This window comes from Pseudoalteromonas sp., assembly GCF_018402495.1.
Classification (GTDB): domain Bacteria; phylum Pseudomonadota; class Gammaproteobacteria; order Enterobacterales; family Alteromonadaceae; genus Pseudoalteromonas.
This window is the reverse complement of sequence record NZ_JAGYIU010000003.1, coordinates 399,952-414,329: the sequence shown is the minus strand read 5'-3', so window position 1 is coordinate 414,329 and position 14,378 is coordinate 399,952. Positions and strand designations below refer to the sequence as shown.

Below are 14,378 nucleotides of genomic sequence, written 5' to 3'. Positions count from 1 at the left end.
AAACAAGGCGATACTCGCCAACAGCTAGATTCAACGCAGTTAGCGCTGAAAATAGCTGCTTGAGATAGATTTATTATTCAAAGTTCAGGTTACTTAGTGCTCTTTTTATATCAATCTGCTTAGAGATAAATCTAATTCGTTAGATTTGTTCAACTATTTAAGCAGATTAATGGAGTTATATACGGCTTTGTTTTTTAACTAAAACTGATAACTAATACTCGCTGAAATATTGCGTCCTGGTTGAGTGTATTGACTAAAATCTGCTCCTTCTGATTGGCCAGCAATAAGCTCAAACGGCACATACTCCTTATCTAATACGTTAAGTAAACCAACGTTCATTTGCCATGCCTGCCACTGATAATTTGCATATAAATCAACCACACCATAACCATGACCCTGTGTTGTTTTGTTGCCATTAGTATCAAGCACAACATCTGATTGTGATTTTGCAAAACGCCAAGCGGCAGTCCAGTTAATATCCCCTAGCTCAGTGGTAATTAGTACAGAGCCATTTAGTGGACTAATGCTAGTAAGTGGCTGATCTGTTTCTTTGTTTTCACCGTCAACATAGGCAATATTAGCCTCTAATAAAATATCATCAGCTACATACAAAGCAACCCCTGCCTCTATACCACTAATTTTGGTTTCGCTAATGTTTTGGTATTGATAAAGTGTTTTATTCACATTAGGTATGTAGGTTGGCTCAACACCTGCGATAGCCGCTTCAATAAAGTCATCGTATTGAGCATAAAATGCACTTAAATTTACACTTACATCGCTGCTTGCATACCTTAAACCAAGTTCGAATGAATCGCTACTTTCAGGATCTAACTCTGCATTAGGGAGTATTTGATAAAACGGCTCAACACCATGGCTTTGATAAGCTTGGTCATGCGGTGGAATTTTAAAGCCTCGAACATATTGGCCATACCATGATAAATTATCATCTACTTGATAGATAACACCCAATTTCGGTGAAAACGCAGATTCAGTAATATCATCAAGCCCTGCATCCTCATACAGCGTGTCTTTTTTGGCTTCAAGTGCATAATAATCATATCGAATACCTGCAACCAATGACCAGTCGGTATCTTTAAACGCAATACTATCTTGCATATAAACACCAATTAAAGAGGTATCGGCACCAGGAAATGCTTTTTGTTTTTCATTAGTAAAATCAACAGTGCCATCTGCTAGGATACGTGTTTTGAACCGCGGTCGTGTTGTATCGTACAAATCTAAGTCAACGCCATAAACTAACTCATGATTCGTGCTTTGCGCTTCGATTTGCTTATTAAATACGGCTTTTATACCCAGAATATCTTGATTGAAACGGTAATCGTTATAATCAATATACCCTCGACCAGCACTTACTTGATCGCTTTGTTGCTCGAAGCGGCTAAATGATACTTGCCCATGCCATTTATCAAAGGCTGCTGTTTTCATCGTTGAATCATAATCAAGCGCAAGTGACCAGTTTGTATCTTTATCTTGTGTTTCTTGACTGGCAGGGGTGATTATTTGATCTATCGTTTGACTAAAGTAGTCAAGGGTATATTTGAGTGTACGCTTTTCATCAAATTGTTGTTCAAGCTTAAATACTAACGCATCAGAGCGCGCATCATAGCCTGGTAAGTCCTCTGCAAAGTTTTGTACCTCTTCACTATCACGGTGACTATAAACAGCGCTAACAGCAAGATCTCCGATGTTTTTTGCCGCTGTAATATCAGCAGCTAGCTGATTATTTTGCCCTTGGTAACCAAGAGCAACTTTAACTAAACTTTGTTGATCTGTTAGATAATCACTAGGGTCTTTAGTCGTTATTACTACAATACCACCTAATGCATCAGAGCCATAAAGTGATGATGCAGCTCCTTTGGCTACCTCAACTTGTTTAACACCTGCAACATCAAAGTAATTACGACCTACGAGGTATCCACCTCCGCCTGCATAACCATCATTAGTGCGTCGGCCATCCTTAATAAATACAACTCGGTTACCACCAACACCACGAACAGTGAGTGTTTGTGCACCAGAACCACTCCCAGTAGTTGAAATACTCGGGTCATATTTAAACATGGTTTGTAAATCTACTGCTAATTGACGCTCAATATCTTGCTCAGTGATAACCGTTACTGAGCCAGTGACATCCTCTAGTTTTTGTTCAAAACGCGAGCCACTAACAACAATATGATCACCAATAATTTCTTCAGCAAATGCATTGGCAGAGCCAGCTAGCAAGGTTGCTATAACTGTAAGTTTAAAAGGAAAAGGGGTCATCTCCACTCCAGATGATAATAGTTATTATTTAGTGAGGGGATAGTACAACTAACTAAAAATAAGATCAAATGATTATGATAACCATTTTCATTTAGATTAAATTGGTTATAATGCGTTAAAAATAAAATTGGAGTTCGTTATGAAATACCTCATTTGTGTGCTTGTTTTGCTCACTCACCCTGTGATTGCAAAAGAAAGAATAATAAGTGCCGGGGGCACCTTAACAGAAATAATTTATGCTTTAGATAAACAAACATTACTGGTTGGTGTCGATCAGTCAAGTATGTACCCTCAGCAGGCAACGCAACTACCGCAAGTAGGTTATTACCGCGATCTGGCTGCTGAAGGCGTCTTATCTATGCGCCCGAGTAAATTATTAGTACTTGAAGGTGCAGGACGAAAACAAGCACTTAAACAAATAGAAGCTACAGGTGTTCATGTTATCGAGTATAAAAAACCAACCTCGGTTGATGAACTATTTTTACTCATTAAACACCTTGGAAAAGATTTAAACGCAAGCCAAAATGCGAACATGCTCATTACTGAAATCAAAAAATCACTACCAAAAGCATCACAAAATGATAGCCACAGTGCACTTTTCTTACTTTCCGCCAATGAGCGTGGGCTCGTTGCAGCAGGCCAAGAAACCGTGCCTAACCTATTATTTAATTATGCTGGTATTACCAATATAGCCGCTATACACTCAGGCTTTAAAGCCATCAATACCGAAGTACTTGCAGTACAACAGTCTGATTTTTTAGTGGCACCTGCACACGTTGTTTCTAGTTTGGGTGGCAAGCAGGCTTTTTGCGAGCAACCACAGTTGCGCTTATTAACCGCCGCCCAGCAATGCCATTTACTTGTAATGGATAGCTTACTTTCGCTTGGCATGTCGCCACGTATAGCCACTGCAATTAACGAACTTAATGAATACAAGTCAAGCTTATGAGCACGTTAACTTTTAGCCGTTTTACCCCTTTGGTATTAAGTAAAAAACAAAAATGGATGGTGTTAACTTATACCTGTGTTTTTGCGTTAACTCTGCTTAGCATCGGCTATGGGCCCGCAGGGTGGGATTGGCGTTTAGCTATTGCATGGCTGGCCCCTGAACACTTTAAGCAGTTTGACGCACTACAAATTAATGTGGTTATGCAAATACGCCTGCCTCGTTTTGTGTTGGCTGTTTTAGTAGGCCTAGTGCTTGCACAAACAGGGGCAGCGACACAAGCTCTGTGCCGCAACCCACTTGCTGATCCCTCTATTATTGGTATTAGTGCAGGCGCCGCGATGGTCGCAGTGGCTTTTATAGCATTAAGTGAGCAATTTAACTTTAATGCTCAGCAATATTTACCTTATGCCTCTTTTTTAGGCGCATTATCAGTCACTTTTTTAATTTATTTAATAGCACAACAGCAAAGACAAATTAATATAACCACCCTTATTTTAGTGGGGGTGGCAATCAACGCATTAGCATTTGCCGTGATTGGTTTATTGAGTTTTTACGCCGACGATAGTGCGTTACGCCTAATCAACTATTGGACAATGGGCTCATTAGGTGGAGCAAGCTGGAACGCAATAGTACAAGCTATTCCTTTACTGCTGATCAGTTTAATAGGCCTTTGGCGATTAAAAGATCAAATGAATTTACTGCTTATAGGCGAATCACAAGCACAGTATTTGGGTGTTAATACCAGCAAGCTTAAACTACATGTAATCATATTAGTTGCTTTAGGGGTAGGTGCTGTTGTTGCTTTAACTGGTTTAATTGGTTTTGTTGGTTTAGTGGTGCCACACATTGCTCGGTTAATGGTGGGGCCTCATTTACGAAATATGCTTGCGCTTTGTATGGTGCTTGGCGTTATTGTTTTACTGCTTTCTGATTGGTTAGCACGTTTAGTTGTTATGCCCGCGGAGCTCCCAATAGGTATTATAACCGCATTACTTGGCGCGCCATTGTTTATTTATTTAATCATTAAAAATAAGCGAGGTTGGTCATGATCACATTTAATAACCTAAGCGTGGCCTTTGGAAACCACACTATTTTACAAAATATTAGTAATACCATTGGCAAAGGCCAACTTGTTGCTCTGATAGGCGAAAATGGTGCCGGTAAATCTACTTTGCTTCATACATTAGCGGGTATGCATCACTTTGATGGAGACATTTTTTTTAATACCAAACCATTACATGCTTTCACAAATAATCAATTAGCTACGCAACGTGCTGTGATGATGCAAAGCAACCAAATAGGATTTGACTTTAGCGTATTTGAACTTATTGCTATGGGCCGTTATCCCTATGTTGAATCTATTAAAATGCAAGCCGAAAAAGTGCAGCAGTATGCTGCGCTAATGGATTTAACTGATTACCTAACAAGACGAATGAGTGCACTATCTGGCGGTGAGCAACAGCGGGTACACATGGCACGTACACTGGCTCAGCTCAATGCTTTTTCCGACTCAACTCAACCAAAATTGATGCTACTTGATGAGCCTACATCGGCGTTAGATATGCGTCATCAGCACACATTACTAAGCTGTGTTAGTGCGTTTGTTGAACAAGGAAATAGCGCCATTATAGCAATCCATGATTTAAATTTAGCCAGCCTTTATGCCACTGACGCTATTTTATTACACGATAAGAAAGTACTCGATAGTGGGCCAATAAACACGGTACTTACAGAATCTAATTTACAACAAATGTACGCCATAAAACTGCATGTTAATGCTCATCCATATAACAATGCACCTATGGTTTTTTCTCAACGTCAGGAGTTTTTATGAGAGAACACGCATTAAACGAAGCAAGAGCGCTGGTTTTTAAAAACAGTACAGGTGTTATGTCGACTATTTCAAACAACTTGCGCGGTTATCCATTTGGCTCGGTTACGCCCTATATGTGTGACGAGCAAGGCCGCGTTTACTTTTTTATTAGCGATATAGCCCAGCATACTAAAAACCTAAAACACGATTCACGCATGAGTCTCACTATTTTTGATGCAGCAGAGTATGGCGATCAAAACGAACATGGCCGTGTAACGCTTGTAGGCGATGGTAGTGTAGTGCCAAAGGAGCAAACCGAAGTGCTAATTAACAAATATATCGCTTTGTATCCAGAGGCTGCAAGCTATCGCAAAGCCCACGATTTTAATTTATGGCAATTAGATGTAGTGCGTGTGCGTTATATTGGCGGCTTTGGGAAAATATTTTGGCTCGAACAAAAAGAGTGGCAATGTGCGCCAAAAAAATGGGACGAAAACCAGCAGCAAAGCATGATTGAACATATGAACGAAGATCATCAAGACGCGATGTCACTGATCTTAATGCAGCATTACAAAGTATCTAACAAGAAACCTATTATGAGCGGTTTACTCCCTCACGGTTTTTACATACAAAGCCAAAAACGCAATTACTTTATTAATTTTACAACCGAGTGCGATAGCCCATTAGCAGTGCGAAAATCGCTCGTAGCTTTAACCAATCATGCTAGAAATAGCATCAATAATTTAGAGGAAACAGTATGAAAAAATCAGCGTTATTAACCGGTGCCATACTTTTATTAAGTGCAAATATAGCTTATGCAGACGAGTGCAAGTTAAGCCTAGATTCAAACGATATGATGCAGTTTTCGACTAAATCTCTCAGTGCACCTAAAAGCTGCAAAGAAGTCACTGTTAAACTTAATCACACAGGTAAATTACCTGCCAATGTTATGGGCCATAACTGGGTGCTTTCTACCGAGCAAAACATGCAAGGTATAATAACTGACGGCAACGCAGCTGGGCTGAGCAACAATTATGTAAAGCCTAACGACTCCCGTGTGATTGCAGCAACAAAAGTGATTGGTGGCGGTGAAACCACCGAAGTTACATTTAGCACCAGTAAATTAAAAGCAGGAAACGACTATACTTTCTTTTGCTCTTTCCCTGGGCACTTTGCCATGATGAAAGGCACATTTACGCTTAAGTAAATATTAAAAAGCGTATCGCACAAACACAGTGTCAACCTATTATCGGCACTGTGTTTGCTCGCCTCGTTTACTGAGTTTTTTAAAGGCCGCTTGTTGATGCGCTTTTTGCACATAACGTATAGGCAAGGGGTTAACCTGTAACTGATAGCCACTATGCTGCGGTTTTACTTTTATAACCGGCGATATCCATACTACATTAAGCTCTGGCGCTAAACGTTTAATTACACGGGCAATGCCTTGACCCTCTTTAACATGAAAATCACCCGCTATATGCATAACCTGCGAGCCTTTATTCTCCTTAATATAATCAACAATAGACTCAGCCATTGTTTCGTCCCATATAACTTGTGCAGCATAAAAATTTTCGTTCTGGCTTGGCGTTCCATGATGCATTGATTGCATAAAACGTTCTTTATAAGGACTCGGCGAAATATCAATCTCTTTTGCAATAAAACTGCGCTGTTGCGCATCGAGCTTATCTAGGTAATTAATACCTTGGCGAGCAACACAGGTTACAACATATTTAGGTGCATTTGCCGCAATAACCGCTGCATTATTTACAATTGCTAACTCAACTAGCGCACGATAGTCGCTCTGATAATTAGGCCATGCGTTGGTATTATCAATTAAGTATTGTTCACCTATTTTTCCTTCAACATAGAGATTTAGCGTTTGCTGATCAGCGCGGCTAAATTGCTCTAGCGATAGCGCAAGCGCTTTACTTTGTGTGCTTAATTGCTGAAATAGCTCAGCCTGAAATAAATGTACGCCAGGATGCGTATGCCATTCACCAACTAAAACAACATCGGCATTCAAAAGCGTGGATTCTGACAATATTGAATTAACTCGCTGACCCTTTGCATTATAAAGCCCATAATTATACAAGGATGAATTTTGAGATACTGATACTGTGTTGATACTGCAGCCTGATAATCCACTGAGTAAAACAAGTGCTAAAAATGGGTTTTTCATATCGGTTTTTATAAAAATAAGGATCAAAACAATGACATTAGTATACACAACAAACTGCTTTAAACCCACAAATACAAATAAAAACAATTATCATTTGATGTTTAGAGATTTCTGTTTTACAGTCTTAAAAAATAAACAGATATGGAACGTCCCATGGCCTTACCTTTTTTATGTGCTCGACACAAACAACATGTTTTATGTCAACCAGAACAAGCAATTATAGATATTCAAAATTCACAATTAACGGGTGAAGCACTTTTTAAACGCTATCAATTTGCTCAAGCATTGCCGTATTTAGGAACTGCACTTGAAAGCATTTCTCTGCTAGCGCAAATGTACAAATGTGTCGATAAAGACCAATTGATACAAATTACTTCATTAACAGAATGCCTCTATACTACGCTTCATTTTTTAAACGAAAAAAGCGCAGCAGCGAGTGCATTAGCGCACTCTATTGACCTGCTCTATGAACTGTTTAATGAAGAACAGCATGGCGACCTAATACTTACCTGTATTACACAACTGAAAAAGTTAGCATTACAACCCTGTGCCCAGCTTACTGAACACTAAGTTGACTGGTAGGAAACTATTAATAAGCAAAGACCCTGAGTTATAAGCACTAATACATCAACCCAAGGTACTCTTTTTAGGTATAAAAAGGCCGCAGTTATAGACACTGCGGCCTTTACTTAAGTAAGCTAGATTTATATCTGTTGCAATTTAATAAGCGCCTGCGCTGTATATAAGCTCGTAGCTGTGGCTGTAAATCTCAAGGATGTTACCAAACGGGTCTTCCATGTAGATCATGCGGTACGGCTTTTCGCCAGGGTAGTAGTAACGTGGCTCTGGCATACGTTTTTTACCACCTGCAGCAACAATACGATCTGCTAAGCCTTCTACATCTGGGTCTTGTACACAAAAATGGAAAATACCGGTTTTCCAGTATTCAAAGTTGTCTTTAGGGTTTTCTTGGTCTTTAAATTCAAAAATTTCTACCCCAATACGGTCGCCTGTTGAAAGATGCGCTATTTTAAATTTTTCCCAATTTGGACCAAATACATCGGTACACATTTCGCCAATTGGGCTGTTATCTTCAGTGATCACAGTCGGCTCCATAATGGTGTACCAACCCATTACTTTGGTGTAAAACTCTACGGCTTTTTCAACATCAGGAACTGAAATACCAATGTGCGAAAAACTACGTGGATAGGTATGACTCATAATAAATACTCCTACTTAACTATGTTTAGTTGATGGAGTGAGTTTACGAACTGACCAACATTAAGTAAAATTATCATTAATCATCATTTTAAGTATATTTTGTAATGATAAATCCTACTTGGTTAAACACGTTTTGTACTTTAGTTGAGGTAAATCACTTTACCCAAACCGCCGAGCGCCTTTATATGACCCAGTCAGGCGTAAGCCAACATATAAAAAAGTTAGAGCAGCAAGTAGATTGCGCCTTGCTTGAGCGCCACGGTAAACAATTTACCCTTACCGTACAGGGGCAAAATTTATATCAGCAGGGTAGTCAGTTACTCAAAGAATGGCAATTTTTAGAGCAGCAATTAAAAGATGACTCGCCATACAGCGGTTTAGTTAAAATACAGTCGCCAGGTAGTTGCGGGCTGCAGTTTTACAATCAACTATTAGCACTGCAAGTAGAGCACAAGGAGCTAATTATAGATTACCGCTTTGCTCCAAATACCCGTGTTGAACAAGCAATAGCAAACCACAGCGCCGATATTGGCTTTTTAACTCAAGCGCCAGCCCTTAGCGAAGTAACCAGCCATAAAATAGGCCAAGAACCTTTGCTACTGGTCACTCCGGGCGCAATTAAAAACCCAACATGGAGCGCATTAAATCAACTAGGTTTTATTAGCCACCCCGATGCAAAACATCATGCACAGCTTTTATTAAGTGAAAATTTCCCAGAATTTGAACATGTTGATCAAATTAAGCAAACGGGGTTTTCTAACCAAATAAGTTTAATACTGGAGCCGGTAAGTTTAGGGCTGGGTTTTACGGTTTTACCCGCACACGCAGTAAGTGCTTTTAATAAACCTTCGCTTATTAAAACACATCATTTAACCAAACCAATTAGCGAAAATATTTATGTGTGCCATCACCGAAATAGGTCGTTAGCAAAGCGTATGCATAGCGTTATTAACGCAATAAAAGCAGGCTAGGGCACCCAAATCAGCGCCCGTAAAGCCGTGTTTAGAAATTGGAATCTATTTAAATATGAGCAATAAATACGCAATTGAGCTTAATAATCACTGTTTATGAAATATTTAATACAAAATTTAAAATATTGGCGGTTTTTCTGTTACGTTGGTGTTTGTATTAACGCTAAAGGACGTCATGATGGAAGTAAAACAATTAGCAAGTCAGAACTTAATTGGCTTAAAAGTAAGAACCTGCAACGCCAATGAAATGAATGCTGGCACTGCAAATATAGCTGAACTTTGGCAAAAATTTAGTGAAAAGTTTGCCAACAGCCTTACAGAAAACACCAAAGTGTATGGTGTGTATACTAATTACGAAAGCGATCTCACTGGGGACTTTGACGTAATTGCCTGCTGCGATAATTTATCAATTACACTTCCAGAAGCTAAAAAAGTAACCACCCAAGCGGGGCGTTATTTGGTATTTAAAGGTGAGGGTGAAATGCCCGATGCAGTAATCGATTTATGGGGCGAAATTTGGCAATACTTCAGCTCTGACGATTGCCGCTATGAGCGTACTTACACCAGTGATTTTGAGTATTACAAAAACAGTAACGAAATAGAAATCGCTATTGCAATTGAAGACTAAAAAACGGCTAGGTTTGTAAGCGCAAACCTAGCCTTCCATTGGTGTAATTTAACCCCTGCCCACTAAATCATTGGTTATTACTGGCCAGCTTGGTTTTTAAATCATGTAAATCGCACGCCGTTATTGTATGCGTTAGTTCCCAGGGGTCAAAAATAGCCTCACTTGAGCGCTGTATCCACGCAGCACGCATACCATGCTATAACGCCCCAATAACATCAAACGGGTTACTCGATATCAACTAGGTATTAGCACCGATTGAATTTGCCTGACGTAAAAAATGACTATAAACACCGGGGTTGGGTTTAAAAGTTTTAATGTCATCGGCGCTCACCACGCCTTCAAAGTAATTACTTATACCTGCCGCTTCGAGCAAGGTATTTACCGCACTGGCCGCACCATTAGAAAACGCAAATAACCGATAGTTTTGTGCTTTTAAGCTCTCAAGCCCTGCTTTTACATCATCAAATGCGGGTAGGGTTTTATAACGTGCTAATAACTGTGCTTTTTGCTCATCGCTTAAAGTTACCTTGTGCAGTAAACACGCATAATTAAGTGCCTGCTCAGTACACACCGAAAACGGCACGTAGTTTTGCATTAAGCCGCGTCTAAACGAGTATTCGAGTTGTTTTTCACGCCAAGTAGTTGAAAATGCGTGCGCGTTATCGCCAATCATATTTTCAAGTAACGACACCACGCCATGAGTGTTTATAAGCGTACCGTATACATCAAACGCCAGTGTAGTTGCCATTAATGACTCCTGTTTAAATCGTTACTAAAACGCAATTTTATTGCTTCGCTTAATCACCTTATCAGTTAATAAAAAACAGTAAAAGCACCGCGTTTTAAGCAGTTACTGTAAACCTCCGTTACGGTTTGGTTAAAAATACCGCATGGCGAGGTGGTTTTTAATCAAGTAACACATCAGCAGCGCTTTCAAATCAAGAACATTCGTGTTGTTTTAGGAAGGGTATAGCCGTTGTTGAATTTATAAGTGCTCATTAGCAATCAAAGTAAGTAATAGCTAAAAGTAGGGGGTTACTGGTTTACCTTATTGCTTTAGACTTTGTCTAATAGGCAAAATGAGGATAACGGGTCAGTCAATAAACTTTATGTCTGAAGTCAAGATTTGGTTTTTTGAATAAAAAAGATCAAGAAAACACAGCTGCCTGCTTGACCGGAACTTTCTAATGGGTGACTGCTTTGTCTTGACCACTTTGTCTTCTTTAGACAGTCAAAGGCTAGATAGAGCAGCTCAATATAAAAATGTTTATACACTTGATTTTGTTTTCCAAAATAAGAGGTTATAAGTGACTAAGAAATTAATTCTGTTGGGGGTTGCTATTTTATCGTCTCACACTATGTTCAGCATGACCGCTGAACATAGTATCGATTTGTACAATAAGGTTTATATTGATGTGAGTTGTTCAGTGGTTAAGGGCAACGCTACTGTAAAGTTTCACAATATGACTGGTACCTATGTAAATATAAAAAGTGCAAATAACAAGCTCGGCATTTGGGAGTCGAATGCCATTAAAGTTGTTCAAAAGAAATCATATTCAGAGCATTACACCCGTTGGGAATATGCTAAAAAGAGCAAGTTCTCTAGTTTTGAAGGTAAGGAACCTGTAACGAGTTTAGTTCTAGCTCCATATTCAAAGCGAGAGTTTGATGTTTTTTATGATGAAGAGTTTGAATTAAAATCAGGCGACGAATACGTGTTTTACTTAACGTTTTCTGCTTATATAAACAATTACCCGTTCGACTTTAAAGTTTTTAGATCCAACAAGCTTTTTGTCTCGAGTGATAATTGCCATTGGAATAAATAAGAATAAAAAGTGAATGAATTGGGTCAAGTTCTAAGGGAATCCCACATTTCTTATCCAAGCTACAAGCACTCATGGCAATCCTTATTTAACTGCTTGTGTGCTTCTGAAAACGCTTTCAAGAAGCCAGTTGGCTCAAATCTTGACTTTAGACATTGCAACTCCTAACGCCATCCAAATAGCACTTTCCACTCAATCGATAATACCTAGCGGCTCGGTTAGGTTTGATTACTTAAGCTAATTTGTTGCACTCAACCCAACCAATATTCAACGAACTTAATACCTTTCACCTAACACCTTTTACCTTTAACCTCGATGTGTAAACCCCCGTTACATTTTGATTAAAAAAGCCACATTTTAACATGTGTGAAGGTGTGGCTTTTTGGCATCAGCTGTAATTAAAATTAAGCTACATTCACTGCTAATAGATGCCTGCTAATAGCTCGTTACGTACTAGCTCTGCGCCTTTGCTAAGAGCGTTGAGCTTACCGTTTGCGATGTCACGCGGCAGGGGGGCCATGCCGCAGTTGGTGCAGGGGTAGAGCTTGTCGGCATCTACATACTTAAGCGCTTCGCGTAGGGTTTTGGCCACCTCTTCGGGTGTTTCTATAGTATTGGTGGCTACATCGATTGCGCCTACCATTATTTTTTTACCGCGTACCAGTTCGAGTAGCTCTATGGGTACATGTGAGTTTTGGCATTCTAGCGAAATAATATCAATATTCGATTTTTGCAGCTTAGGAAATACTTCTTCGTATTGTCGCCACTCGGTGCCGAGGGTTTTCTTCCAATCGGTGTTGGCTTTAATGCCGTAGCCGTAACAAATATGCACGGCAGTTTCGCATTTTAGCCCTTGTATGGCTCGCTCTAGGCAGGCTATGCCCCAGTCGTTTACGTCGTCAAAAAACACGTTAAAAGCGGGTTCATCAAATTGGATTATATCAACCCCTGCGGCTTCTAGCTCTTTGGCTTCTTGGTTGAGTATTTTGGCAAATTCCCATGCTAGTTTTTCGCGGCTTTTATAGTGATCGTCATACAGGGTGTCGATCATGGTCATGGGCCCTGGCAATGCCCATTTAATTGGTTGGCTGGTTTGCTGGCGTAAAAACTTGGCGTCTTCAACAAATACCGATTTAGTGCGAGACACAGGGCCAACCACTGTGGGTACGCTGGCGTCGTAACGATCGCGAATTTTAACTGTTTTACGGTTTTCAAAATCAACGCCATTTAAGTGTTCAATAAAGGTGGTTACAAAGTGTTGGCGGGTTTGCTCGCCATCGCTGACTATATCTACGCCTGCAGTTTGTTGCTCGTGCAAGGAAATACGCAGGGCGTCGTGTTTACCATCTACCAGCTCGCTACCTTGTAATTTCCACGGTGACCATAAGGTTTCGGGCTCAGCAAGCCATGACGGTTTTGGCAAGCTGCCTGCTGATGAAGTGGGTAATAGTTTGTTCATAATAAATGCTGCCTTTAATTTTGTTGTGTGATTACGCGATACTTGCTGAGAACTGCTGCAGTACTGATTGATAAGGCTTAATAAAATGCTGCTCGGTAAATTTGCCTTGCTCAACCGCTAATTGGCTTCGCTCTGCGCGGTCATACACAATTTGCGTTAACGAATGGTCGTCATTTTTTAAATTCGGTCTATAACGGCTACCTGCGACGGCATTGGCGTTATAAATTTCTGGGCGATAAATTTTTTGAAACGTTTCCATGGTGCTAATGGTGCTAATTAGCTCAAGGTTGCTGTAGTCGTTAAGTAGGTCACCAAAAAAGTAAAACGCTAACGGTGCAACGCTGTTTGGTGGCATAAAGTAGCGCACTTGTAAGCCCATTTTTTTAAAGTATTGCTCTGTTAACGACGACTCATTAGGCTGGTACTCTACGCCTAAAATGGGGTGTAAGTTTTCGGTTTGTTGATAGGTTTTGTTATCAGACACGCTTAAACAAATAACCGGTGGCTTTTTAAAGTGCTGTTTATAGGTATTTGAGTTTACAAAGCATTTAAACAACTTGCCGTGTAACTCACCAAAGTTATCGGGAATACTAAATTGCGGTTTGCTTTTGTTATGCTCAAGCAATAACACGCTAAAGTCGTAGTCGCGCACATACGATGAAAAGTTATTACCCACTATGCCTTCTATTCGCTCGTTAGTTTGGCGGTCAATAATATTGGTTTTTAATACCTCAATTGACGGAAATGCTTGGCCACTGCCGGCAATATCTAAATCTACTGAAATGATTTCTAACTCAACCTCGTAACGATCCCCTTGTGGGTTATCCCAACTGGCCATTGCATTAAAACGATTGTTGATCATTTTTAGGGTATTACGCAGGTTTTGTTGGCGGCTTTCACCCCTTGCTAAATTAGCGAAGTTGGTCGTAATACGTGTGTTGTTTGATGGATGGTAGTTTTCATCCAAGTTAGTACTTTTAATAGTAAATGTAAGATCAGTGCTCATAGCCGTCTCCTTTCAATCAAATTTATTGCTGCTTTATTACTGCCTGTTT

At 39.9% G+C, this 14,378-nt stretch carries 14 protein-coding genes and 1 pseudogene; 9 read left to right on the top strand and 6 right to left on the bottom strand.

Translation table 11 applies throughout. The annotated features are described in order from the left end of the window. Positions 1-198: 198 nt before the first annotated feature. Positions 199-2,280, bottom strand: coding sequence for a TonB-dependent hemoglobin/transferrin/lactoferrin family receptor (locus tag KG708_RS11670; RefSeq protein ID WP_213609961.1), 2,082 nt, complete (start codon positions 2,278-2,280; stop codon positions 199-201). Positions 2,281-2,419: 139 nt separating this feature from the next. Here KG708_RS11670 and KG708_RS11665 point away from each other — a divergent pair, with 139 nt between their 5' ends. Genes KG708_RS11665 through azu form a run of 5 tightly spaced genes read left to right on the top strand, consistent with a single transcriptional unit; the run spans position 2,420 to position 6,249 of the window. Continuing rightward, a complete protein-coding gene (locus KG708_RS11665) occupies positions 2,420-3,229 on the top strand; it encodes an ABC transporter substrate-binding protein (protein WP_213609959.1) in 810 nt (269 codons plus the stop codon). Beyond that, entirely contained in the window at positions 3,226-4,278 is a 1,053-nt protein-coding gene (locus KG708_RS11660) for an iron ABC transporter permease (RefSeq protein WP_213609957.1), read from the top strand. The genes KG708_RS11665 and KG708_RS11660 overlap by 4 nt, the downstream gene beginning before the upstream one ends. Beyond that, positions 4,275-5,063, top strand: coding sequence for a heme ABC transporter ATP-binding protein (locus KG708_RS11655; protein ID WP_213609955.1), 789 nt, complete (start codon positions 4,275-4,277; stop codon positions 5,061-5,063). The genes KG708_RS11660 and KG708_RS11655 overlap by 4 nt, the downstream gene beginning before the upstream one ends. Next, positions 5,060-5,803, top strand: a complete 744-nt coding sequence (locus tag KG708_RS11650; RefSeq protein WP_213609953.1) for a DUF2470 domain-containing protein — start codon at positions 5,060-5,062, stop codon at positions 5,801-5,803. The genes KG708_RS11655 and KG708_RS11650 overlap by 4 nt, the downstream gene beginning before the upstream one ends. Beyond that, the gene (azu, locus tag KG708_RS11645; RefSeq protein ID WP_213609951.1) at positions 5,800-6,249 is read left to right on the top strand and encodes an azurin; all 450 of its coding nucleotides are present in this window, start codon (positions 5,800-5,802) and stop codon (positions 6,247-6,249) included. Before KG708_RS11650 ends, azu begins: the two co-directional genes overlap by 4 nt. Before the next feature lie 39 nt (positions 6,250-6,288). Here the strand turns inward: azu and KG708_RS11640 are convergent, their stop codons facing one another. Further along, on the bottom strand, positions 6,289-7,269 hold the full coding sequence (locus KG708_RS11640) for a ChaN family lipoprotein (protein WP_366513608.1): 981 nt from the start codon (positions 7,267-7,269) through the stop codon (positions 6,289-6,291). Between the two features lie 105 nt (positions 7,270-7,374). Here KG708_RS11640 and KG708_RS11635 point away from each other — a divergent pair, with 105 nt between their 5' ends. Further along, positions 7,375-7,791: a hypothetical protein gene (locus KG708_RS11635; protein WP_213609949.1), complete on the top strand. Its 417-nt coding sequence runs from the start codon at positions 7,375-7,377 to the stop codon at positions 7,789-7,791. Positions 7,792-7,941: 150 nt separating this feature from the next. Here KG708_RS11635 and KG708_RS11630 read toward each other — a convergent pair whose 3' ends face one another. Continuing rightward, entirely contained in the window at positions 7,942-8,442 is a 501-nt protein-coding gene (locus KG708_RS11630) for a lactoylglutathione lyase family protein (RefSeq protein WP_008130525.1), read from the bottom strand. A 104-nt stretch (positions 8,443-8,546) separates the two neighbouring features. On the opposite strand from KG708_RS11630, the gene KG708_RS11625 reads away from it, so the two are divergent. Together KG708_RS11625 and KG708_RS11620 are read left to right on the top strand one after the other, a co-directional pair. Then, on the top strand, positions 8,547-9,413 hold the full coding sequence (locus KG708_RS11625; protein WP_213609947.1) for a LysR family transcriptional regulator: 867 nt from the start codon (positions 8,547-8,549) through the stop codon (positions 9,411-9,413). 178 nt (positions 9,414-9,591) lie between these two features. Continuing rightward, a complete protein-coding gene (locus KG708_RS11620; protein ID WP_213610221.1) occupies positions 9,592-10,041 on the top strand; it encodes an effector binding domain-containing protein in 450 nt (149 codons plus the stop codon). A gap of 67 nt (positions 10,042-10,108) precedes the next feature. Here KG708_RS11620 and KG708_RS11615 read toward each other — a convergent pair. Beyond that, positions 10,109-10,789: pseudogene (locus tag KG708_RS11615) on the bottom strand (haloacid dehalogenase type II). 559 nt (positions 10,790-11,348) lie between these two features. Between KG708_RS11615 and KG708_RS11610 the strand changes: the two are divergent. Further along, complete coding sequence (locus KG708_RS11610) at positions 11,349-11,867, top strand: hypothetical protein (protein ID WP_213609945.1); 519 nt, start codon at positions 11,349-11,351, stop codon at positions 11,865-11,867. Between the two features lie 418 nt (positions 11,868-12,285). Here the strand turns inward: KG708_RS11610 and KG708_RS11605 are convergent, their stop codons facing one another. Both KG708_RS11605 and KG708_RS11600 read right to left on the bottom strand, forming a co-directional pair. Next, positions 12,286-13,323, bottom strand: a complete 1,038-nt coding sequence (locus KG708_RS11605) for a methionine synthase (protein ID WP_213609943.1) — start codon at positions 13,321-13,323, stop codon at positions 12,286-12,288. A gap of 31 nt (positions 13,324-13,354) precedes the next feature. Continuing rightward, on the bottom strand, positions 13,355-14,329 hold the full coding sequence (locus tag KG708_RS11600; protein WP_213609941.1) for a DUF1852 domain-containing protein: 975 nt from the start codon (positions 14,327-14,329) through the stop codon (positions 13,355-13,357). Positions 14,330-14,378: the final 49 nt, after the last annotated feature.